We start from the raw sequence: 23,256 nt of genomic DNA on the forward strand, positions 1-23,256 counted from the left end.
GCACCATCCGCGCCCGCATGGAGCGCGCGCGCTACTACCCGGTCACCCCCGACCCCGAACCCGCCTCCGAAACCATCCCCGACCCCGGCGCGACCCCCGAACCGCCGTCGGAGCCGCTCGAACCGACTCCGGAACCGATTCCCGATCCGGAGCAAGAGCCTGAAAGGAATCCCGATGCCTAGGGTCTCGATCCAGCGACTGGGAAGTTACGACCCGGCCGCGGTCGACGCGGCGCTGAAGGCGCTCCTCGAACCCCTGGGGGGGATGGAGGCCTTCCTCGACGCCGGGCAGCCGCTCCTCCTCAAGCCCAACTTTCTCGCGCCGCGGGCAACAGATGGGGCCGTCTCCACCCACCCGGAGATCATCCGGGCATCGGCGCGGCAGGCGCGCTCGGCGGGCGCTTCACAGGTGCTGGTGACAGACAGCCCAGGGGTGGGGACGGCGGCCCAGTGCGCCGCCCGGCTCGGGCTCGCCAGCGGCGACCTCCTCCAAATCGTCGATGCGGGGGAGGGGGAGTGGGTCCCCTCCTCGGAAACCGGCGCCTGGCGGCTGCACCTCTCGAGTCTCATGCGGCGCCACCCCCTCCTCAACCTCGCCAAGGCCAAGACCCACGGCCAGATGACGCTCACCGCGGCGGTGAAAAACACCTTCGGCGCCGTCCCGGGGCTCGAAAAAGCCCAGTGGCACTACCGGATGGGGCGCGACCCGCACCGTTTCGCCCGGCTCCTGGTCCACATCCACGAAGCGGTCCGCCCGCGCCTCAACCTGCTCGACGGCGTCATCGGGATGGAAGGGAACGGCCCGAGTTCGGGCACCCCCAGGAAACTGGGGATCCTCATGGCGGGCACGAACGCCCACGCCCTGGACTGGGTCCTGGCCCGCATCTTCTCCCTGAACCCGATGAATATTCCCACAATTCGGGCGGCCAGGGAGATGGGGTTGCTGCCGGAGGAAAAAGATATCGAGATCGTCGGCCCGCGGGTTGCGGAGCTTCGGCCCCACCCGGAGTGGAAGCTCGCCCCGGAGGTGTCGGTGGCCCGGATCGCGGGGCCGGGGTGGCTCACCCCGGTGATGGAAAAATTGCTGGCCGCCTCGCCCCGGATCGACCCGAAGCTCTGCACCTTATGTCTCGAGTGCGTGCGCCAGTGCGCGGCGGGGGCGATGAGCCCCGCAGACGACACCATCGGGATCGACAGGAAAAAGTGCATCTCCTGCTTCTGCTGCCAGGAGATGTGCCCCGCCGGGGCGATCACCGTCCGTTCGGGACCCTTGGCCCGCCTCCTGCGCCTCGGGCGCTAAGCCCGCAAATTCAGGCTTTCCCCGGCGTAGCGGACCGCGAGCGGCTCGATGATCACCTCTTTCGGCCCCTCTTCGACCCGGCCGGCCTCGAGCGCCGCGATCCCCAGCCGCTCGGAGGTACGTACCACCGCTGCCACCGCCTCCGGAGGGACGAACAACGCAAACCCCGCCCCCATATTGAGACTCCCATAAGCCTCGGCCGCGTCCATCCGCGCCTCCGCCTGCATGAAGGCGAGCACCGGGGGGACCGGGGGGATCGCCGTCATCCGGTAGGTGAAGGGCGCCGGGTGCCGCATCAGCTTGCGCCACCCGTGCCCGGTGATGTTGGAGATATAGTGCACCGGCACGCCGCCGTCGAGCAGCTCCTGCACCAGGGCGGAATAAAGAATCGTCGGGTCGAGGAGCGCCTCGCCGTACAGCCGCCCGTCCGAAAGGCGCGTCCCGTACCCTTCCGGCAGGGTTTCGGCCAGGCGCCGGGCGAGCGAGATGCCGTTGGCGTGGATGCCGCTGCTGGCGATGATGACGATCCGGTCTCCCGCGCGCAATTCTCTTCCAATAATCAATCTATCCTTAGGCCGGATGATCCCCACGCAGGAGGCGGCCAGGTCGATGGTACCGGGCATGACCACGCCCGCAAGGCCGGGAGTTTCCCCGCCGCCCCAGGAGACCCCGATGGCGTCGCACGCGCGCGCCCACCCTTCGACGAGATCGCGCATCCGCTCCTGGTCGGAAAACCAGTCCGACCCCCCGGTAGCCCAGTAGGCGTGGATATTGACGGGGCGCGCCCCGACGGTGACGATGTCGTTGACGGCCATGGCGATCGTGTCCTGGGCTATCCGGTCGTACCCGGTCTTGCCCGTGAGCGGCCGCACCGCATCCGCCACCAGCGACTTCGTCCCCAGACACTCGAGGATCGACGCGACATAGAACTCGCCCATATCGACGACGTAGGCCGACTCCCCCCGGCTCTCCGCCACCTCGGCAAGCCCCGCTTTGGCCAGATTCCCCGCCGTCCCCGCCGCCGCCCTCTGCGCCATGATCTTGAGCGGATCGATCCGGTCGTAATCGACCCCCGAATCCTTGTACGTGATCTTCCCGTCCCTGGTCATCCGTCCCCCTCCGAAGCCTCGATTATGGCCTCCGCGAAGGTGAAGTGCAAGCCCCACCCATTGCTGCTTGCTCCGGGGGGATCAAATAGCTTATAAAGGCACTCACAAGGTCGATACAGTATTTGGAGTGACCGATTTAACGTGACCATGATTCCCGCGCCGAAGCACGGAACTGGGCCGGTGACCCCGGATGTCACTCCCGGAAGGGAGAATGAGCCAGACAGACGCCATGATCGAAATAGTGTTTGAGGGAAATAGGAGCTTAATCAAGCGGGGGCTACTCAGGGCTTAGGCATGCGTTTTTATGTTGGGGTAACAGACAACGCCTGGTTTGATTTCATTGAAAAGGACGGCCCGGATGAAGTCAATTTCTGGCGACCGAGCGGGAGAGAGTTTTCCGCTCTGGAGTCCGGAGAGCCCTTTTTATTCAAGCTCCACAAACCGCTGAATTTTGTCGTCGGAGGCGGATTCTTCATCCGAAGCGAAAGGCTGCCTCTGTCCTTGGCATGGGAGGTGTTTGGACGAAAAAACGGCGCTGCAACTCGAAGACAATTTGAACAGCTCATTCGCAATTATAGAGGATACGATGAGGTAGATCCTGAGATCGGATGCATCATTCTGAATCAACCGTTCTTCATTCCTCGCGACCATTGGATTCCGGCGCCGGGGGATTGGAAACCGAATATTGTATCGGGGAAGAGATACGATGATCAGAATGAATGGAGTGATCGCCTGTGGACGCTTGTCCGGCCCTGGCTGCCCGTGCCGGATTCGGATGAACCATCGGAGGAATCGGGGACAGCAATCGCCGATCCAAATCTGCTGTATGGCCAGGAGTATCTTCGCAAATCAAGACTCGGCCAAGGTGCCTTTCGCATTCTTGTGACCGACGCATACCTGAAGCGATGTGCGATTTCGGGAGAGCGGACCCTTCCAGTACTACAGGCATCACACATCAAGCCTTATGGGGAGGGGCCCAATCACGTGGACAACGGACTTCTCTTGCGTTCAGACCTGCACATCCTTTTCGATCGGGGCTATCTCACTGTGACGCCGGACCTGAAAGTCGAGATCAGTGGACGAATCAGGGAAGAGTACGAAAATGGTAAGGACTATTACCGATTTCACGGGAACCCCCTTTCCGTGTTGCCCCTAGTGCCCCATGATCGTCCAAATCGGGAGTTTCTCCGATGGCACAATGAAAGGATTTTCAGGTCAACATAGCCGATGCGTCAACACCTTCACGTTACATGTGCCATCATCCGGCGCTGCGGCCATGTTCTTGCCGCCCAAAGAAGCTCCAAGATGAGCATGCCGCTCAAGTGGGAGTTCCCCGGTGGGAAGATCCATGCAGGCGAAACCCCGGAAGAGTGTCTGCGTCGTGAACTGACTGAAGAGCTGGGAATAACGGCGCGGATAGGCCAGGCACTGCCACCGACAACGCACCAATACCCGGATTTCACGATTACCCTGTACCCTTTCTTTTGTGCCATAGAATCGGGAGATCTCATACCGCACGAGCATGCTGAACTCGCATGGCTGAAACCTGACGAGCTTCTTTTTCTGGATTGGGCCGAGGCCGACCGTCCGGTGGTGAATTCGTGCCTGACAATGCCATTGGAGGATTCTGAGTGACCTGTCCTCTGCACCACGGAATTTACGATTCCTTGCTGGACCGTGACTTGAAAGAGGCACTGGAGCAACACCCTGAACTCCGGTCGGTCCTGGGGAAGATCGATTTTGAGGAGCAGCCGGCGCGCTATGCTGCTTTTCTTGCTGCGGTCATTGAACAGGCTCTGCGCCATGAAACTGATTCTGCTTCGCGTTTGGCATTTTGTAATCGGCTTATCGAACAGATCTCAGGTTTGCCGGAATGCGCGCACATCGGCGGGAAATTCCTGATCGAAGCTTCAGAACAGCTTCTTCTGGAAATCACTCCACCAAACTATGCCGATCAGGGCCTGATCCGTCCCGATTCGCCGCTGACCCAGACCAGCTTATTCACGGGATCTCCCCGCGAGCCTCAACTCGCCCATGAACTCAGTGCCGAGATGCATTCAGCCGACTCGGTGGACATTTTGGTAGCCTTCATCAAGTGGTCCGGCTTGCGGCTCCTCATGAAAGCATTCGAGGACCTGCGTATGCGGGAAATTCCCGTCCGGGTGATCACCACGGCCTACATGGGCGCATCCGACGCGCCTGCGGTGGAATGGTTAGCAAAGCAACCAAACATAAACGTACGAGTCTCCTACGATACGGAGCGAACCCGCCTGCATGCCAAAGCGTATCATTTCAAACGGCTCTCGGGATTCTCTACCGCATACATTGGATCGGCCAATTTGTCCCACGCCGCGATTACAAGCGGCCTCGAATGGAATCTGAAAGTGACATCCCAGGATATGGGGCACATCCTGGAAAAATTCGCTGCGGAATTCGAAACTTATTGGAACAGCCGCGAATTCATTCCCTTTGACTCGGATAATCCGCAGCGATTCAGAAGCGCGATCAACCGTGCACGCAATGCTGGCGCCGCGCCGCCGGCAATTTTCTTCGATCTCACGCCATATCCTTTCCAAGAGCGGATTCTGGAAGCACTTGCCCGCGAGCGGAACGTGCACAACCGATGGCGCAACCTGGTGATCGCGGCTACTGGTACCGGAAAAACTGTCATTGCCTCATTCGACTTTAAGCGCTTCTACGAATTACAGAATAGGCAGGCCCGCCTTCTTTTTGTGGCGCACCGGCAGGAAATCCTGGAGCAATCGATCGCCACATTCAGAAATGTGCTGCGGGACGGCAATTTCGGGGATCTTTGGGTTGGCCCGTATGAGCCCACCCGGCTCGAGCACCTCTTCTGTTCGGTTCGGATGCTGGCCAACTCGAGTCTTTGGGAGAAGGTCGGGCGGAACTTCTATGACTATATCATTATCGACGAAGCTCACCACGGGACGGCAGACAGCTATCGCTCTATCTTTAACCACTTTTCTCCGAAAATCCTGTTGGGCCTGACCGCCACTCCGGAAAGGATGGATGGCCAAAGCGTTGCCGCGGATTTCAACAATCGTTTTGCAGCGGAGATTCGCCTGCCGGAGGCATTGGAGGAAAAACTGCTGTGCCCATTTCATTACTTTGGAGTGGCCGATCCGGTCCATCTTGATCTGGACCGGTTCTGGCGGAACGGCAGGTATGATGCTGCAGCACTGGAGAATGTGTATACAGGTGCGGATATTCTCGCTCGACAGCGTGTGGAGGCAGTCCAAGAGGCCCTTTTTCGGTATGAGCCCGAACTGTCGAAGGTGAAGGGAATCGGCTTTTGCGTCACGATGAAGCATGCGCGATACATGGCGCAGATGTTCAAGGATCGGGGGATCCCCTCGGCCGCTCTTGTTTCCGATGTGGACGAAAATAGCCGCTCCACGATGCTCTCGGAATTCAGGGCTGGCAAGCTGATTTTCCTATTCACTGTCGATGTTCTGAATGAGGGACTCGATGTGCCCGAAATGAACACCGTCCTGTTCTTGCGCCCAACAGACAGCCTGACGGTGTTTCTTCAGCAATTGGGGCGGGGACTACGTCATGCTGCCGGCAAGGATTGTTTGACTGTTTTGGATTTTGTCGGCCGAGCGCACCGGCGTTACCGCATCGACAGCAAGCTCAAGGCTCTTCTGCCGCGCCACCGGTTTTCGATTGATCGCGAGGTGGAGGACGAGTTTCCTCACCTTCCAGCAGGCTGTTCCATCCAGTTGGACCGGTTGTCGCGGCAGTATGTTCTCGAAAATATTCGCGCAAATCTCCGCAATCTTGCGATTCAGGTTCCCGAACGGTTGCAGACTTTCGAGAACGAAACCGGGAAGCCATTGAGCTTCGGCAATTTTGTAAGCTATCACGATTATGATCCGGACCTTCTGCTTGTGAAGGAAACATGGACCGGATGGAAGGCGAGGGCACGGTTGTGTCCATTCCCAACGGATCCGGATCTGAATCAGCTTAAAAAAGGTTTGGTCCGGGCTGCTTTTATGACTGGGCCTAGGGAAATCTCGGCTCTGCGAAGAGCGGTGGAAAAGCTACGCGAGCAAGATGTTGGAGCTGCACTGGATGAGCTTGGTGATATTGGCATACTTGCCCATTACCGGATTTGGGGGAAGCCCGGTAGCAGACTGGGAATCCCAACTCTGGAGGATTCCTTCCGACGCATTTCGAAGAATCCCTCCGTTCTCTCCGACCTGATGGAAATATTGGAATGGGGCGAGTCTGAAACCACAGTGGAGGGTCAGGTTCCCGAACTTCCTTTTCGCTCTTTTTTAGAGCTCCACGCTCAATATGGGTCGCGGGATGTGCAGGCCGTATTGGGCCAGGCAACACTGGAAACAGCAGGACAGACCGGTGTTGGTTTACTTCATTTCTCTTCAGTCCGAGCCTATGCACTTCTGATCACGTATCAAAAAACCGAACGTGAGTTCTCGCCAAGCACAATGTATGCGGATTACCCTATCAGTAGGGAACTCCTTCACTGGGAATCGCAGTCGAACACAGCGCAACAATCTGAGACAGGTCAGAACCTGATTCATCATGCGGATCGCGGCTACACAATCTTGATCTTTGCGCGCGACAAGAAGAAAACGAATGGTTCCGCTGCTCCTTTTGTCTACCTGGGTCCGGCTGATCGGGTTACCTTTGAAAGCGAAAGGCCAATAAAAATAGTATGGAGACTGAGATACCCTATCCCAGTCGAAATGTACGAAAAAAACCGTCGTGGCGGATAGGGCAAAAGTGAATGAGCACGCAGACAAGATACTAACTGTATATTCTTGGGGGGCTGCCCGCGATGTTATCGTATGCCTTCGGGGTTTCAAGGCTAGGGTAACACAACGTTGGTTTAGCAGAACCTAGAAGGAGGCCGAGCCTGCGGCCATGACCGATTTTTCGTTTCGGTCAATCAGGAGATGCTTCGCTCCATTCGAGGGCTCACACTTTTTCTTGAAATTCCAAAGGCCTCATCGAAGCTGCGCGTTTGCCTCTCACATAACTGCGCCTATCGGGGTTTCTGCGGCGGAAAGGTCGCGGCTCCATTGAAGCTACAGCAACTAGTCTTCCAGGGCCTGGCCCATGGTCCCGCAAGCGAGGAAGTGCATTCCCCGTTCATTGCTGCTTGCCGTGGGGGGATCAAATAGCTTATAAAGGTGCGCATCACGCCGATATGGAGTCAGGAAGGGCGGTTTTTGGTCACCGGAACCCCGCATCGCTTTTCGCTGCAAATAAGGTTGTTGCGGAACCGAGAATATTTTGGCGCTGTGACCCGGTCTGTCACTCCCGGAAGGCAGCATGGAACCTCATATGAGCACAGGTTCGGTCCTGGGACCGACGGGGCCGAAGGCTGGGTGAAGCATACGTCATTGAAATGAAAACAATCAGGGTGGGAATGTTATGCAGGATGGTCTTGGCGACGTCGCATTGCGGTCGGGTTGCATTATGCTTCCGTTAGCCCGCTACCGGTTTCGATTCAGGTGTACCGGTGCGTCGCGGTTGCCGGCGTACACCGGCTCCGCCTGGCGGGGCGCTCTCGGCCATGCGCTGAAGAAGACGGTCTGTGTCACGCACCAGGATGCTTGCCCGTCGTGCCTTCTCTACAGGTCCTGTCCATACTCCTACATATTCGAAACGCCCCCCCATCCCGATGCCAAAAAGATGCGCAAATACACGGCGGCCCCCCATCCCTTTTTGATCGAGCCACCGTTGGCCCCGGAAGATGAAATGCACGAACTGGGATTGACTCTGTTCGGACGGGGAAACGGGTACGTGCCGTACCTGGTTCATGCGCTTCAGCGGGCAGGAGAACAGGGGTTGGGGAAGGGGCGCATGCCGATGAAGTTGGTGGAGGTGCGGCAGGCCCAGCCGGCGGATTCGGATTCATGGGTGCCGATATACGAACCCGGCGGAACGCTCCGGCCCCATCCGCCCGATATTCCGGCCCTTCCCACAGCGCCTGCGGCCGTTCGGATCAAGATCGAAACGCACATGCGTTTGCAGCGCGAGGAGCACCTGGTCACTCCGGATACGTTCCGCTTCAGCGATCTCTTCAGCTCATTGCTGCGCCGATTATCGATGCTGACTAGCTTTCATGCCGACGAGCCGCTGGAAACCGATTTTGCCGGCCTGACGCAAATGGCCCGCCAAGTGGAAGCTGCATCAACCCAACTTGTCTGGAAAGACTGGACCCGTTATTCCTCCCGCCAGAAGACCGCGATCAAGATGGACGGGTTGCTGGGGGAGATCGTCGTTGGGATGGAGGGAAAAACCGAGTTGTGGCCCTATCTCTGGTGGGGCCAATGGGTGCATACGGGAAAAGCGACATCCATGGGCCTGGGCAAATATTCAATCCATGCCGCAAGCTTGCCGAATCGATGAAGCGCCCTCGCCCCGCGCATACTTACCGTCATGAAAACAAAAACGAAAGAGTACAACACAGGGAACCGTAACCGGGCCGGAAAAAAGGGGCCAGCCCATCCTGGAACGTTTCGGCGCCGCGTACTGCTGGCCGTGACCGGACTCTCGCCGCAGGTGGTTACCGAAACCTTGTATGCCCTGGCCCAAACCCTGAAGCCCGGCTTTATCCCCACGGAAGTGCACCTGGTCACGACGGCGGAAGGAAAGGAACGCGCGCGGCTGACCCTGCTTTCCGATGACCCGGGCTGGTTCCACCGACTGCGCAAGGATTACGGGCTGCCCGGCATCGATTTTAGCGAACAAAACATCCATGCGCTCGCTACGGCGGAAGGAAAGGCGATCGGCGACATACGCACGCGTGGGGAGAACGAGCGTCTAGCGGACACTCTTACGGAAATCATCCGGGAGTTTACGGCCGATCCGGACTGCGCGCTCCACGTATCGATCGCGGGGGGCCGCAAGACCATGGGTTATTATGCCGGGTACGCGCTGTCCCTCCTCGGCCGGGCGCAGGACCGGTTGTCGCACGTGCTCGTGAGCGCCCCCTATGAGTCGAACCAACACTTCTATTATCCGACGCCCCACAGGCATGTGATTTACACACCCTCGAATCGGCCGCTCGATGCGCACGAGGCCAAGGTGAGCCTGGCGGAAATCCCCTTCGTGCGGCTCAGGGAGGGTTTGGACCAACGGCTCCTGAAAGGGAGTGTCACCTTCAGCGAGGTGGTGACCGCAGCGCAGGAGGCGCTGGAACCCGCGAGCCTCGAGATCGATTTCGATGGGCAATGCATCCTTGCCGGGGGGCGGAAAATCCACCTGGCTCCGGCGCAGTTGTCCTTCCTGAGCTGGCTGGCGCGCAGGGCCCGCGATGGGCGGCCGGATGTGGTATCTCCGCCCGACGGGGCTCCCGAGGAAGACTATGCGTGCGAGTACCTCTTGGAATACAGGAACATTGGTGATGACCTGGACGGGCCAACGGCGAAAAGCATGATGAAAGGGATGACCAATACCTTTTTTGAGCAGACCAAATCGCGGCTGCATCGCGCCTTGAGAAACGCGCTGGGACCGGAAGGCGTTCGTCGATACGGCATCTTCAATACGGAAACGCCGCCCAGGCAATACCGGATCGCCACGCCCCCGAAGAGCATCCGATGGATTGGTTGGGAGACGGCAACCCCAAGCCGCAAGCTTGCCAAAAACCGCCGGAAGCAGGGGGGAAGCGTATGATGCGCGGCATGAACAATACGGACAGGGTGATGGTGGAATGTCCCAAATGCGGGCACGAGTTTGGAGTCAGCGAGGCTCTGGGAGCCCGAATGCGGGCGGAGGCCGAAGCGCGGCTGTCCACGGATTTCGATCATCGGCTCGAGGAAGCGGTGCAGGAAGCCGAAGCCCGCACACGCAAAGCCATCGGGCTGCAGATCAAGGACCTGAAGGAGCAGCTTTCCGAGCAGGCACGCAAGGCCGAAGAAGCCGAGAAACTGGAGCTGGCCATCCGCAAGAAAGCGCGCGAACTGGAGGAAAAGCAGAAGAAGCTCGACCTGGAGATCGAGCGACGGCTCGAACAGGAGCGCAAGCTTATCGAAAAGCGCGTGCGTGAAGAAGAGGACGAGGTCCAGAGCCTGAAGCTCAAGGAAAAGGAGAAGCAGATCGAGGATCTGCGCGGGGCCCTGGACGAAGCCAGGCGGCGGACTCAGCAGGGCTCCCAGGAGCTCCAGGGAGAAGTGCTGGAGCTGGATATTGAAGCCGCCATGGGCGCCCAGTTCCCCCGGGACATCATCCGGCCGGTACCAAAGGGAATGCGGGGGGCCGACCTGGTCCAGGAGGTGTGCGACGGCGCTGGAAACGTCTGCGGCGCCATTGTTTGGGAGGTGAAGAACACGAGGCATTACCAGCCAGCGTGGATTGATAAGCTCAAGCAGGACCAGCGCGCCATCGGTGCCTCCCTTGCGGTGATCGTTTCCGTGGCCCTGCCCGAAGGGGTCAAGGATTTCGGGCGGATCGACGGCGTCTGGGTGGTGAGCGTACGCTCCTGGCCGGCGCTTGCCGCGGCGCTGCGCGAGCAACTCATCCAAGTGGCTTTTGCCCGTGCTGCTTCAGAGGGGAAGCGCGACAAGATGCAGCTGCTGTACTCGTACCTTTCGGGAGAAGAGTTCCATCAGCGGGTGGAGGCCATCGTAGAGGCCTTCAGCGCCATGCAGGAGCAGATACAGAAGGAGCGCCGCGCCATGGAACGGCTCTGGCACGAGCGTCAAAAGCAGATCGAGCGAGTCATCACCAACACCTCGGGCATGTACGGCGACATCCGGGGCCTGATCGGCGCCGGCATGCCCGAAGTCCGGCAGCTGACCCTGGAAGCCGCCGCTCCTGAAGAGAGGATGGAAGCATGAAAATGCAGCAACTTGAGTATGAAGTGCGTTTCCTGACCCCGGCCTTTTTGGGCAACGCCGAACAGTCGGCCCAATGGCGGACCCCCCCGTTCAAGGCGCTGCTGCGGCAATGGTGGCGGGTGGCGGCTGCTCCTGAAGTGGAGTTTCCATGGGACTTCACCCAACTCCGGGAGATGGAAGGGAGGCTATTCGGACACGCATGGCTTGAGAGCGACAGTTCCTCCGCGCGCCAGAGCAAAATACTCCTGCGTCTTAACCACTGGAATGAAGGCACGCTGAAAAGCTGGGCGGGTCTGGGCCGAAACGGAAGCGTAACCCACCCGGAAGTACCCAAACCGGTAGGAAGCGACTTGTACCTTGGATATGGTCCCTTGGTTTTCAAGGGCGGAACCGCCCTCAAAGCCAACGCCGCCATCCAGCCGGCTGAAAGCGCGGTTTTATCTCTGGCCTTGCCCGAAAAAGAGGCTGCGTTGATCAACCAAACAATGTGGCTAATCGATCGTTTCGGCACCATCGGCGGGCGAAGCCGCAATGGTTGGGGATCCCTCAGTCTCAAACCACTGGGTAATACCCCTGAGCTTCAGGGCGTCCCCCCGTTGCGCAACTGGATGCAATGCCTCGATTTGGATTGGCCGCATGCGCTTGGGTGCGACGGCGACGGCCTGTTGGCTTGGGAGACGCAGTCATTTGATGATTGGAAGCTTTTGATGAAGGAGTTGGCCCTCGTCAAGATCGGGTTGCGCACCCAGTTTCGCTTTACCACAGGGAGGGAGGCGGAGGCGCCGGAACCGCGGCACTGGCTTAGTTACCCTGTGACCAATCATTGGGTCCGTTCTTGGGAAAGAAGCGCACGCTTGCCAAACACCCTTCGCTTCAAGATACGCCGGGACGCGCAGGATGAGAGAAAGCTGCGCGGAATCATTTTTCACATGCCCTGTTTGCCGCCTGAATCATTCAGGCCTGACCGGCAGAACGTTCTTCAGGTGTGGCAGCGGGTTCATTCTTTTTTATCCCAACAATCTAATCTGACGCGAGTCCAGGAATAAAAAATGAGCGTAAACGACAATAGCCTCTGGCAAACCAAGGTGGCCGCCCGGCTGCACGATCCGGCGGAGAAGGCGCTGGTGCTGATGCGCGACCCGGCGGGTCACGAAGGCGGAACCAGCCGCGCACTGACCCGGCTGCTTGGCATGCATGCAATTGGTCAAGATACGATTGCGGGCGACGAAGAGTCGCTGGCAAAGACGACATTTAAAAAAGGCATTCCCGCATCCATGTACCGGCTTATCCAGCGGGCGGACTGCTGGGCCGCGGCTGCCGATCGTCCGCAATGGCCCATGCAGGAAATAGAGGTAACGACCAAAAAGGGTGAGCAAAAGACGCTTAAGGTGGCGACCTGGGCCCAGGTTCGGTGGGCAGACAACCCGGTCCTGATCCACCCGCTGACGGGAGAACGGTTTACGCTCCCGGGGGGGTTGAGCGAAACGGATTTTCGCGACATCCGGAAGCGCAGCTTTGATCATGTGGCAAGATTGCTGGCCACCCTAGACCAAAACAAAGCCGGTGAACACGAGTGGCGGACGACGCTACTCGCGCTCTGGCGCTTCGGTCCGGAAGTCGAGGAGGAAGATGACAATGGCAAGCTGGGGGCCCTTTGGCACCTCTTGCCTGCCGACACCCGCGTGCCCGACCACAGCATTTGGGACCATCTTGACATCGTTTCGGCCTTCGCCGGGGCATTTTCTGCGGATCCTGCGAACGAGGCCGCACTGCTTACCCTATCTATCGGCCCGGTGCAGCCTTTCATCGCCAGCGCCCGCAAAATGGACGACCTCTGGGCCGGTTCGCATTTGTTGGCGCGCCTGTCCTGGGAGGGGATGAGGGTGGTGTGTGACCGGCTGGGGCCGGACGCGATCCTCTTTCCGCGTCTGCGGGGCGTGCCGCAGGTGGATCTATGGTTGCGCGACCAATGTGGTTTGCCCGAAACCTTGTTCAGACGATGCGAATGGAACCGGGCGGGTACGGACAGCAACCCGCTGTTTTCCGCTGCGCTCCCCAATCGTTTTGTGGCGGTCGTGCCGCGTTCCCAGGCGCAGACCCTGGCCGAGGAAGTGGGTGACAAGGTGCGGGCGTGGTTGGCAAAGCTCGGGGACGACGTGGTGAAGCGTTTGCTGCGGGAAGCGGGATTCGATGAAGCCGACAATATGGAAACTCCCTATCGGCAGATGAAGGATCAGCTTGAGGGATTTCCCGAAGTGCATTGGGCGGTCGCGCCCTTCTCGCTTGTCCGTGAAAACAGTGGGGACAAATCTCTTGATGTTTCACGGCTCGCCGCGGCAATGAAGCCCTTCTTCGAGCCGGGCGACAATGACAGTGGTGGCCTGCCCGGTTTTCTTGGTACGCCTGCGTGGAAGCTGCTGCAACAAGAAATGGAGCTTGTGGATGAACAGGGCCAAAAGTCCGTGTTTTTTACGCCCAACCCCGGCGTGCTCTATCCGGCGGTGCATGACTTGGCCGAGCGTGTGCTTGCCGCGGCCAAAAGCCTGCGCGTTTTTGACCAGACCCGGCAGGAAGGCTGGCGCTGTTCCCTGACCGGGGAGACGGAGTGGCTCACCACGGACCGCAAACAACTCCAAGGATCTTATCGACGTCAGACGGACACCCTTTGGGCGAGGATCGCCAGGAATAAGCCTGCCTGGGCCAAGGAAGGAGAGCACCTGGGTGGTTTACCCGCCATCAAGCGGTTGTGGCCGACGCTGTTCAAGGAGGAAGTGGACAGGGCATTGGCCAGCGGCGAGACTGAAAGAGGCATCGACCGCTTCGTGGTATCCACCCATACCATGGCGTTGGCCCACCAGCTTGATCAGTGGTTGTCCAAGGAACCGACCCTCGATCCACAAATGGATTTTGAGAATGCGGAAAGCGTGGCGCTGCCCCGCAAGCTCATGCTCAAACATGGCAATAAGCCTTCCGTAGCTGCGGCCAAACGGTTGCCTGGCTATCTCGATGAGGCGCGCGAACGGGGGGAGGAGGAGAAGCGGCACGCGGAGGCTGAGGTAAAGAAGATATTTGGCGACAACCTCGAAACCTATTACAGCCTCATCATGATGGATGGGGACCGGATGGGTGGCTGGCTGGGGGGTGGAGAGGCTTATGCCATAAGCTACCGCGACAGTTTTCATCCCCAGGTCCAGGAAGGTTTTGACCGGCATGCCCAAGGGCAGCTGCTGATCAAAGAGTATGGTGATCAAAAACGGGCCCTTTCGCCTAACCGGCACCTTGCGATTTCGGGTGCACTGAATGATTTTTCGCTGACAGTGGTCCGTCATGTGATTGAAAACGAACATCTGGGCCGTCTCATATACTCGGGCGGAGATGACGTTTTTGCCATGCTGCCCGTGGCCGACCTGCTTGCAGCGATGCAACGGCTCCGTTGTGCCTATTCAGGGCATGATCCCAAACATGAGGGGGGGGCACCGGGGCGTGGGCTTGCCCTGCGAAATGGTTTCGCGATGCTCAACGGCAGGCTGATGCGCATGATGGGAACGAAGGCAACGGCCTCCTGCGGCGCCGTCATCGCACACCATCAGGCGCCGCTCACCTTCGTTCGGAGGGAACTGGCCGCAGCGGAAAAACGGGCCAAGAGCGAGGGCGGGCGTGACGCCTTTTCCATCACGATCGTCAAGCGTTCGGGGGGCGCCCTTTACCTGACGGAAAAATGGGGGCAGCCGCTCAACCTTCTTGCATTGCTCCGTGATTTTCTTGCCATGGGGGACGTATCACGTCGTGCCGCCTATCACGTCCTGGAGTGGCTGAACGAGCATGAATTGCCGGAGAGCGCCTTCTGCAACGGAATGATACAGAGTCTGCTGACCTATCAACTGGACCGGCAGGCCAAGGGTTCGGCCAAGAGCCAGGTGCCGGAACTGGCAAAAGAGCTTTGCCTCCTGGCGAATAGTTGGAAGAAGTCAGATCCGATTAAAAGGCTGCGGAATTTTGTGGCAGTTGCGGAATTTCTGGCCCGGGAAACCCGCGTAAGCCGAAACCGGCCGCAGGATGCGGAAACGAGGGAGATGGGAGGCGCCGCATGAGCATCGAATATCGTTTTATCGAACCCCTTGACGTTCTTTTCCTCCGCGGCAACCAACTGTTTGGCGATCCGGGAAGCTATGGCGAAAGCACCATCCCGCCTCGGCCGTCCGTGGCCGCCGGGGCGCTGCGGTCTCGCATGCTGGCGGATGATCGCGCGGATCTTGGGGCCTTTTCCCGAAACGAGATTGTCCACCCCACCCTGGGAACGCCTGAGCGTCCTGGAAGTTTCGAGCTGGCAGGCTTTTACGTGGCACGCAAGGTAAAGGGCCAGCCGGAGATCCTGATGGCGCTGCCGGCGGATCTTGTTGTCGAGCGGAAGAAGAGTCAAGGAACCGACGACCGGAGCAGGTCTCCTTTACGGGTTGGCCGATTGAGCCCGACAACTATCGATCTACCCTCTTCCTTCGGGTTGCCATTGTTGCCGGTCCTGGCGCAGGGCGAGCGCGGCAAGAACGAGGGTGGCTGGTGGCTCACGCAGGACGGATTGGCGGCGTATCTGCGCGGGCAGGTCCCGACGCCGGAACAACTCGTGGACGCCAGCGAACTATGGGCCTTGGAAACCCGTATCGGCATAGGCCTGAGTGGAGACAAACGCACTGCGGACGAAGGCAAGCTGTTTTCGAGCGTTGCCGTAGCGCTGAAGGAGGGGGTTGGTTTCCTGGTCGCGGTCGCCGGTGCGAATCCGCCCACTGCGGGGATGCTCCGCTTTGGCGGCGACGGGCGGGCCGCCAGCATCGAGAATGCGAGCGTGAGCCTTCCGGAGCCCGATTATGAAGGCATCAGTCGGGCGGGATGCTGCCGCCTGGTGCTCACCAGCCCGGGTTTGTTTCCCCTGGGTTGGAAATTGCCGGGAACGGGGCCCGACTTTCGGGTTTCCCTGGGCAATGTCACGGGCAGGGTGTCATGCGCATGTGTGCCGCGTTTTGAGACCATCTCCGGATGGGACCTGGCCAGGCGCATGCCCAAACCGGCCCAGCGTGTGGTTCCTTCCGGAAGTGTTTACTGGCTTGATGAGCTCAAGGCGGCGCCCGGGGAGCTTCGCAAGCTTGCGGCCTGCGGCTTATGGGATGAATCGTGTAAGGATGATGCCCGGAGGGCGGAGGGTTTCAACCGTGTCGCGGTGGCGGCATGGTGACGAGCGAATACCTATAAGGGAGAAGATCAATGTTCGAGAAAAAGGCAGTTGTGTTTCTCTATGCCGTCAGCCCGGTCCACATGGGCGCGGGACAGGCGGTGGACGTAATCGACAACCCCATTCAGCGGGAGCGCCACACCGGCCATCCCTGCTTTGCCGGGTCAGGCATCAAGGGCGCCGTGCGGCACGGCTGGAGAGCCCTTGGGGGATCCCCGGAAGAAATCGAGAGCCTTCTCGGCCCCGATTCCGAAAACAAGAATGGCCTGCACGCGGGAGCCGTCAGTTTCGGCGATGCGCAGTTGGTCCTGCTCCCCGTCCGGTCGCTCAGGAACGGCTATGTCTATGCCACCTGCCCCCAGGCGCTGGCCCGAGCCCGCAGGCTTATGGCGCTATCCGGAGCAGCGGTGAAATGGGATGCGGTGAGCGTACCGGCAGGTGAGGCGCTGACAGCAAACGCTGAATTGATACCTGAAGGCAAACTGCACCTCGAAGCCTTTGAATACTCTGCATCCGAATCGGCCGAACTGAAGGCCATTGCTACCGACCTGGCGGAAAGGGCATTGCCCGGCGCTGACGAGTATGCCTTTTTTCGCGAAAAGCTAAAAACCGACATTACGGTGCTTTCCGACACCGACTTCGGGTACTTTGCGCAAAACGCCATGTTAGTGGAACCGCATGTATGCATCGATAGTACAACCGGTGCCGCTAAGGGAACGGGCCTGTTCTACACCGAGAACCTGCCCCCGGAGTCGCTCCTTATCGCTCCCCTACTTGCCAGCCAGACACGGACGGGGCGGAAGGGAGAGGATTTGCCTGCCGAAATCGTGCTTGGCAAGATTTTGCCGCTGATCAACGGAAAGCCGCTGCAGATCGGCGGGGATGCGACCACGGGCCGCGGCTTGGTCGTGGCCAAAGTGGTGGAGGGCTGATCTATGGCACAGACATTGGAACAACAACGAGCCCAGGACGCATGGGACAAATGTGCTACTTATTCCAAGGAACAGGTCAACATTGCCAAGAGTCTACCGGCGCTCATCATGAACAGCGGGCTGATGCAGGTCCTGGCTTTTGCGCACCAAAAGAAGGGCAATCATGAAAACGTCGCCGAGCAACTGCGCGCATGGCTCAGCAACCGTTTTCCCCATGTACTTCCGAGCAGCGATTTTGCAGCCTTCATGGAAGCGCTCATGAAATTGGAGCATGCTCAGGATTACCAGGCCATAAACGCGGAAGCCTTCGCCTGGCTGAAGTGGTTGCGCCAGCTGGCCGCAGCGCGCAAGGGGGGGGAGTAACATGTCCATCGCCGCCGTTCCTGATTACCTGGGGAAGGATTTTGCCACTGCCTCGCCCGGAATGCGCTTTGGTTACTACCTGTCCATATGGAACAGCGACTGGAGCAAGGAAACCGACATTCCAAAGGATACGTGGAAATCGATGACGCGCCTGAACAAAGGGGACAAAAAGCACGCCGAATCCCTTGTGTTGCGGCAAAGGCGCGTTGCGACAAGCTTCGGTGATACGATTTTTTCGGTGGATGCGGTCGCGATTTCGCCGTTCACCACGGGCCTGGGCAACGAACATCCATTGGAAAACGGCTTTGCCTTTCTCAGTCCCTATGGATTGCCCTATCTTCCTGGCAGCGGCGTCAAGGGCGTGGTGCGCCAAGCGGCCTTGGAGCTGGCTTCCGGTGATTGGGGAGATACCGGTGGTTGGAGCGAGGACCGGATTACCGCGCTTTTCGGTCCTAAAGGCGCGGACGGTGACAGCGAGCACCAGCGCGGCGCGCTCAGTTTCTGGGACGTGATTCCACTGATCAAGGATGACGCCCTGCAGGTGGAAATCATGACGCCGCACCAGGGACACTATTACCAGCAGAAAAAGGATCGCAAAACCGGCGGAAGCGTCAGCCCGCACGATTCGGGGCAACCCAACCCGATTTCCTTCCTTACCGTCCCGCCCGGATCCGGGTTTGCCTTTCATGTGCTTTGTGACCTCGAGCTGCTTGGGCACACCAAATCTGAGTTGATAGAGGGAGGCCGGTGGAAGCAGTTGCTGGTTGCCGCCTTTGAACACGCTTTCGCATGGTGCGGTTTTGGTGCCAAAACGGCCGTGGGTTACGGCGCAATGGGCGAAGACCAGCAAAGAAAGGCCGAGCGGCAAAGGGAGGAAATGGCTAGACAGGAGGCGTTGCGCGTTCAAAGAGAAAAGGAGGCCCGGGAGCGGGAGATTGAACAGATGGATCCGATCGATCGGGAAATCGCCCGCTTTCTGGATGCAAGAGCGGATAAAAACCAGCCGGAAATCAACGCCCTCGTCAGTGGCTTGACGAGCAATGCCTGGAGCGGAGAACAGGCGGTGGCCATTGCGGGAAAGGTCAAGATCCGGATGCAGGCCGAGAAGCAATGGAAGGAGAAAAGCGAAAAGAAGAATCCCGACAAGGACAGGGATTACCAAAGAACCAAAACGGTGATGGGTTACCTGAAAAAACCGGAGGCATGATGACCACCACTCTGCTTAGTTTTCTGGGTCGCGTACCGCGGACCGAACAGGGATATCGCGAAACTCGTTATGACTTTGGGGATGGAAATCTTGGCGAACCCGCGGCCTTTTTCGGTTGGCCGCTGCAGCAGCGGATCAAGGCCGACCGCCTGGTCATCATGGGCACGGCGGGCAGCATGTGGGACCATCTTTTCGAGAAGGATGTTCCCCTTGCCGGCGATGAAGTCGATGCCCAGATGGAGCTGATTGAGGCCGTCCACGCGAAAACGGTCACTGCCGAATGTCTCGATCCCCTGCAGCGGCCGCTGGCGCAATTCCTGGGCTGCGACGTGCAATTGGAAATCATTCCCTATTGTCGGGACGGGCGGGAGCAGGTCGAGCTCCTGTCCATCATGGCGAGGCATGTGACCCCGGGCGATACCGTGCATATCGATGTCACCCACGGTTTTCGTCACCTTCCGATGATCGCGCTGCTTGCAGCTATACATCTTAAAAAGACTCGCCAGGCAACGATCAAGGGCATCTGGTACGGCGCCTATGATCCCGACACCGGGGAGGGGCCGGTTCACAACCTGGCCGGGCTGTTGCGCATTGCCGAATGGATAGAGGCGCTCCACTCCTACGACAAGGACGGGGATTATGGCGCCTTCGCCCCGCTCCTGGGGGCGCAGGGTGAAATGCTCAAAAATGCGGCGTTTTTCGAACGCACGACCAATCCGGTCCGGGCTCGCTCGGAACTGAGATCCTGGGCGGGATTGGACCATGGCTACCCGGCGGACGATCCGGCGGCCGCGCTCTTTAGAGAGGAGTTGGAAAAGAGGATTGCCTGGCACCAGCGCCCCGACCGGGCATCGTGGGAGCGAGACCTGGCCAAAAGGTACCTGGAACAGGCGGACTACGTCCGGGCGATCATTTATGGGATGGAATCGATCATCTCCGCCGAAATTCAAAATCGGCACGGCGAAGTCGATGACTACGAGAACCGGGATATCGCCAAGGATGAAATGAGAAACACTCGGGAGGGGTTCAAGACCCTGAGCAACCTGCGCAACGCGTTAACCCATGGCGTCAGACCCTGGGACCGGGCCATAGAAAGGGCCTTGGAAAGCGAACAGGGGTTGAGGAAGACGCTCCGGGACCTGTTTCGGCAATTGAACGTTTTGTAGCAGGTCCGAAGCCTATGGCCACCTATTTCGTAACGCGCCATGGCGGTGCCCTCGACTGGGCTGCCCGTCACAACGTCATGATCGATCGCGCGCTGAGTCACCTGCGGATCGAGGAGATACGGCCTGGAGATGTGGTGATCGGAATATTGCCCGTTCATCTGGCCGCCGAAATCTGTGCAAAACCCGCACGATACATTCAAATTGCCATGGACCTCCCGGAGGAACGCAGGGGGATCGAGCTTTCTGCCGATGACATGGAGCGACATCATGCACGGCTTGTGGAGTACCGAGTGGAACGTGCCCGATGAAGGTAGCGGATCCCCTCATGAAGGCGCCCCCAATTAGTCATGCCCCTTCCCCCGCGGCAAGCTTGCGGTTTTCCCGAATCTCCCCATACCGCGCTACAATTTCCCCGTTAAGTGAGGGAACGGGGTTATGGAAGAGCGCGATCTCTATATTGCGGCCTATGACATTGCTTCTCCGCGCCGGATGCGCGCCGCGCTTCAACTCGTCAAGGGGCACGCGACCGGGGGGCAGAAATCGGCGTACGAGTGTTTCCTTACGCCGGCCGAACGGCGCACCCTCCTGTATCGGCTCGATGCGGTGATCGAGCCGGATGAAGACCGTGTGCTCCTTATCAGGCTGGATCCTCGCTCGCGTGTCCATACCCTCGGGATTGCGGAAGAACCGCAGGACCCCCCTTTCTTCTATTGCGGGTGATCATGGCGACACTCTATCTCGACCGGAAGGGACTGGAGCTCAGGGTGGACGGGGCCGCGCTGGCTCTGTATGAAAGTGGCAGCCGGATCCGAACCGTTCCCCTCTCCCTGCTCGACCGGATCGTCTTCCGTGCGGAGACTGCGCTGACGTCGAGTGCGCTGGGGGCCCTCGCAGACAGCGGGTGCGCCGCCGTGGTGTTGAGCGGCCGGCAGGGGAACCGGCTGGCGGTGGTCCATGGCCGGCCGCACAACGACGCGGCGCTGCGCGTGGCGCAGTATGCAGCTTCAGGTAACGCGGATTGGCGGTTGGAGTGGGCCCGCCGCTTCATCGGCGCCAAGATTGTGCGGCAGCAGCGATTCCTGGAGCGAGTTTTGGCCCTGAGAGCCGACCGGCGCAAACCGCTTTCTGACGCTCTGGAAACCCTTGCGGCGATGCGCTTGCGTGTGGACGAAGAGGGCCTGTGCGCGGACAACCTGCGCGGCATCGAGGGCGCCGCCCAGGCGGCCTACTTCCGTGCCTATACCTCCCTTTTTGCCGAGGCGCTGAATTTCAACGGCCGTAATCGGCGCCCGCCGCGCGACCCGGCTAACGCCTGCCTGTCGCTGGGATACACGCTGGCGCATTTCGAAGGGGTGCGCTTGGCGCATGCCACCGGGCTGGACCCCTTTCTCGGTTTCTTCCACGAGGTCGCCTTCGGGCGCGAATCGCTAGCCTGCGATTTGATCGAGCCGGTGCGACCCCTGGTCGATGCCTGGGTCTGGGAGATGTTCCGTTCCAGGACACTGCGGCCTGAGCACTTCAAGGTCGACAAGGGGGCCTGCGTGATCGAAAAGGCGGGCCGCGCGCGGTTCTACGAGCACTACGAGCACTTCATGAAGTCGATCTCGGTCCGACTCCGGGGCTATTGCCGGTTGCTGGCGCGGGCGTTGCGCACTGAGGCTCCGGAGCTGCCAGTCTGCGATGGGGAGGAAGACCTGTGAAGGCCCTTTACCTGGACGGATCGCGGGGCATTGAAGTCAGGCTCGACGGGCCTGCGCTGCGGGTCCGCCGGCCGGCTCGCGCCGATGGCCAGTATCCGCTCCAACGGGTCTCTCGTGTTGTCGCCCTGGGAACGATCCAATGGCATGGAGACGCCTTGGGCGCCTGCCTATCGCAGCGGAAGCCTGTTGCCGTGCTGGACGGGATGGGCAGGTTTGTGAGGCTCTGGTTTCGGGCCTCCGTTCCGGTATATGGATTGATCCGGCACCTCGGTTCGTTGCTGGGCGTGCCGCGCTTTCTTGCGCGTTATGACCGGTGGTTTTCCGGCGCCGAGCGTGGGGAAATGATCCGGGCACTCGAGGCGCTCCATATTGAATGCGGAAGCCGTCATCCGGATATGACCTGGCAGGTGGTGTGTTTTAACCAATATCTGCGCCATAACAAGCGTGTGGGGGGAAGCCATCGGTTCCTGTCGGGTTTGGCCGCCGCGCAGATTTCCTCGGCGCTTTGTGCCAATGGAGTCCCGCACGATCCCCTGTCATGGGGAAGGCAGGAATATCGGCTGTTTTCCGACATGATGCGCCTTGAGCGTTGGAGGCAGGCTGTCTTACTCGATCAACTGATGGAGCGTTTCGAGGGAAGTCCGGAGCGTCGCGACCTGGTTGAGGCTTTTGAAGGCATGTCGCAGGATCGGGAGCGGCGCATCGAATCGTGGAGGCACCGGGCGTTGCTGGCCATGATGGGGCTGGATCCAGAGGAAATGGAAGGCGATTGCGATCAATCGGAATGGCGGCAAGAACTTCTCGACCGCCTTTGTCAGAGGCTCAGCAGCTGCAGCGGCAACCTGGGGCAGATCCCCTTCGGGACGCGGCAATCGCTGCGTACCAGTGTACGGATCCTGCGCGAATATCTTCGGAGCGACCGGAGGGCATATGAGTCATACAGAACAGCGTAACTGGCTGATTGGGTATGACATAGCGAATCCTCGCCGCCTGGGCCGGGTGCATCGTTTTCTGAAGTCGCATGCGATTCCGGTACAATATTCTGTTTTCGTGTTCCAAGGTAACCAGTTGGAGCTTGAGCGAATTATCGCCGGTCTCTCGGAGCTGATTTCGCCGAAAGAAGACGATGTGCGGGCCTACCACGTGCCGGATCGCTGTGAAGTCGCCATGCTCGGACGGCAGGATCTTCCCGACGGGATTGTGCTGGGTGGCCGGGGGTTGGGCAGGCTTCTGCGGGCGATAAGAGAGGACGGGGATTCGCCGAGCATCGACGTATACAATGATGATGTTGAGTCGGGGGAGGCATGTTACCTGGTATAATGCATGGGTTTTTTGGCAACCCCCTTTTTATAACTCTGAATATAATGGAGATGTGGTAGCGAGCAGTTGGAATCACCGCCCTGAAGAAGAAGGGATTACGAC

Annotated in this window: 21 protein-coding genes; 20 read left to right on the plus strand and 1 reads right to left on the minus strand. The window is 59.5% G+C overall.

The window, feature by feature from the left end; translation table 11 throughout:
• The coding region (locus GXY47_07370; GenBank protein ID NLV30963.1) for a TonB C-terminal domain-containing protein at window positions 1–182 on the plus strand (182 nt) is incomplete at its 5' end.
• The gene (locus tag GXY47_07375) at window positions 175–1,299 is read left to right on the plus strand and encodes a DUF362 domain-containing protein (GenBank protein ID NLV30964.1); all 1,125 of its coding nucleotides are present in this window, start codon (window positions 175–177) and stop codon (window positions 1,297–1,299) included. The genes GXY47_07370 and GXY47_07375, both read left to right, overlap by 8 nt.
• Here GXY47_07375 and GXY47_07380 read toward each other — a convergent pair.
• Complete coding sequence (locus tag GXY47_07380) at window positions 1,296–2,408, minus strand: phosphoribosylformylglycinamidine cyclo-ligase (GenBank protein NLV30965.1); 1,113 nt, start codon at window positions 2,406–2,408, stop codon at window positions 1,296–1,298. The genes GXY47_07375 and GXY47_07380 overlap by 4 nt on opposite strands.
• A gap of 294 nt (window positions 2,409–2,702) precedes the next feature.
• Here GXY47_07380 and GXY47_07385 point away from each other — a divergent pair, with 294 nt between their 5' ends.
• The 18 genes from GXY47_07385 (at window position 2,703) to cas2 (GXY47_07470) (ending at window position 23,154) form a co-directional block, all read left to right on the plus strand.
• Window positions 2,703–3,632, plus strand: a complete 930-nt coding sequence (locus GXY47_07385) for an HNH endonuclease (GenBank protein NLV30966.1) — start codon at window positions 2,703–2,705, stop codon at window positions 3,630–3,632.
• A gap of 3 nt (window positions 3,633–3,635) precedes the next feature.
• Window positions 3,636–4,043, plus strand: a complete 408-nt coding sequence (locus GXY47_07390) for a (deoxy)nucleoside triphosphate pyrophosphohydrolase (GenBank protein NLV30967.1) — start codon at window positions 3,636–3,638, stop codon at window positions 4,041–4,043.
• Entirely contained in the window at window positions 4,040–7,171 is a 3,132-nt protein-coding gene (locus tag GXY47_07395) for a DUF3427 domain-containing protein (protein ID NLV30968.1), read from the plus strand. Before GXY47_07390 ends, GXY47_07395 begins: the two co-directional genes overlap by 4 nt.
• 706 nt (window positions 7,172–7,877) lie before the next feature.
• Window positions 7,878–8,813, plus strand: coding sequence for a CRISPR system precrRNA processing endoribonuclease RAMP protein Cas6 (locus GXY47_07400; GenBank protein ID NLV30969.1), 936 nt, complete (start codon window positions 7,878–7,880; stop codon window positions 8,811–8,813).
• A 30-nt stretch (window positions 8,814–8,843) separates the two neighbouring features.
• A complete protein-coding gene (locus GXY47_07405) occupies window positions 8,844–10,079 on the plus strand; it encodes a TIGR02584 family CRISPR-associated protein (GenBank protein ID NLV30970.1) in 1,236 nt (411 codons plus the stop codon).
• A gap of 8 nt (window positions 10,080–10,087) precedes the next feature.
• Window positions 10,088–11,242 carry a DUF2130 domain-containing protein gene (locus GXY47_07410; GenBank protein ID NLV30971.1) on the plus strand — a complete coding sequence of 385 codons (1,155 nt, stop codon included), beginning with the start codon at window positions 10,088–10,090 and terminating at the stop codon, window positions 11,240–11,242.
• Window positions 11,239–12,288 carry a hypothetical protein gene (locus tag GXY47_07415; GenBank protein ID NLV30972.1) on the plus strand — a complete coding sequence of 350 codons (1,050 nt, stop codon included), beginning with the start codon at window positions 11,239–11,241 and terminating at the stop codon, window positions 12,286–12,288. Before GXY47_07410 ends, GXY47_07415 begins: the two co-directional genes overlap by 4 nt.
• A gap of 3 nt (window positions 12,289–12,291) precedes the next feature.
• On the plus strand, window positions 12,292–15,333 hold the full coding sequence (cas10, locus tag GXY47_07420; protein NLV30973.1) for a type III-B CRISPR-associated protein Cas10/Cmr2: 3,042 nt from the start codon (window positions 12,292–12,294) through the stop codon (window positions 15,331–15,333).
• Entirely contained in the window at window positions 15,330–16,469 is a 1,140-nt protein-coding gene (locus GXY47_07425) for a type III-B CRISPR module-associated protein Cmr3 (GenBank protein NLV30974.1), read from the plus strand. Before cas10 ends, GXY47_07425 begins: the two co-directional genes overlap by 4 nt.
• Before the next feature lie 29 nt (window positions 16,470–16,498).
• Window positions 16,499–17,398, plus strand: a complete 900-nt coding sequence (gene cmr4, locus GXY47_07430; protein ID NLV30975.1) for a type III-B CRISPR module RAMP protein Cmr4 — start codon at window positions 16,499–16,501, stop codon at window positions 17,396–17,398.
• A 3-nt stretch (window positions 17,399–17,401) separates the two neighbouring features.
• Window positions 17,402–17,761 (plus strand): type III-B CRISPR module-associated protein Cmr5, encoded by a 360-nt coding sequence (locus GXY47_07435; protein ID NLV30976.1) that lies wholly within the window; start codon window positions 17,402–17,404, stop codon window positions 17,759–17,761.
• Between the two features lies 1 nt (window position 17,762).
• Window positions 17,763–18,968 carry a type III-B CRISPR module RAMP protein Cmr6 gene (gene cmr6, locus GXY47_07440; GenBank protein ID NLV30977.1) on the plus strand — a complete coding sequence of 402 codons (1,206 nt, stop codon included), beginning with the start codon at window positions 17,763–17,765 and terminating at the stop codon, window positions 18,966–18,968.
• The gene (locus GXY47_07445) at window positions 18,965–20,134 is read left to right on the plus strand and encodes a TIGR02221 family CRISPR-associated protein (GenBank protein NLV30978.1); all 1,170 of its coding nucleotides are present in this window, start codon (window positions 18,965–18,967) and stop codon (window positions 20,132–20,134) included. Before cmr6 ends, GXY47_07445 begins: the two co-directional genes overlap by 4 nt.
• Window positions 20,135–20,148: 14 nt before the next feature.
• The gene (csx16, locus tag GXY47_07450) at window positions 20,149–20,442 is read left to right on the plus strand and encodes a CRISPR-associated protein Csx16 (GenBank protein NLV30979.1); all 294 of its coding nucleotides are present in this window, start codon (window positions 20,149–20,151) and stop codon (window positions 20,440–20,442) included.
• A 127-nt stretch (window positions 20,443–20,569) separates the two neighbouring features.
• Window positions 20,570–20,854, plus strand: coding sequence for a CRISPR-associated endonuclease Cas2 (gene cas2 / locus GXY47_07455; GenBank protein ID NLV30980.1), 285 nt, complete (start codon window positions 20,570–20,572; stop codon window positions 20,852–20,854).
• A 2-nt stretch (window positions 20,855–20,856) separates the two neighbouring features.
• Entirely contained in the window at window positions 20,857–21,834 is a 978-nt protein-coding gene (cas1, locus tag GXY47_07460; protein ID NLV30981.1) for a CRISPR-associated endonuclease Cas1, read from the plus strand.
• Window positions 21,831–22,787, plus strand: a complete 957-nt coding sequence (locus GXY47_07465) for a hypothetical protein (protein ID NLV30982.1) — start codon at window positions 21,831–21,833, stop codon at window positions 22,785–22,787. The genes cas1 and GXY47_07465 overlap by 4 nt, the downstream gene beginning before the upstream one ends.
• Complete coding sequence (gene cas2, locus GXY47_07470; protein NLV30983.1) at window positions 22,765–23,154, plus strand: CRISPR-associated endonuclease Cas2; 390 nt, start codon at window positions 22,765–22,767, stop codon at window positions 23,152–23,154. Before GXY47_07465 ends, cas2 (GXY47_07470) begins: the two co-directional genes overlap by 23 nt.
• The last annotated feature ends 102 nt before the right edge of the window (window positions 23,155–23,256 follow it).

This window comes from Acidobacteriota bacterium (assembly GCA_012729555.1).
In the GTDB taxonomy this organism is placed as follows: Bacteria; Acidobacteriota; UBA6911; order UBA6911; family UBA6911; genus UBA6911.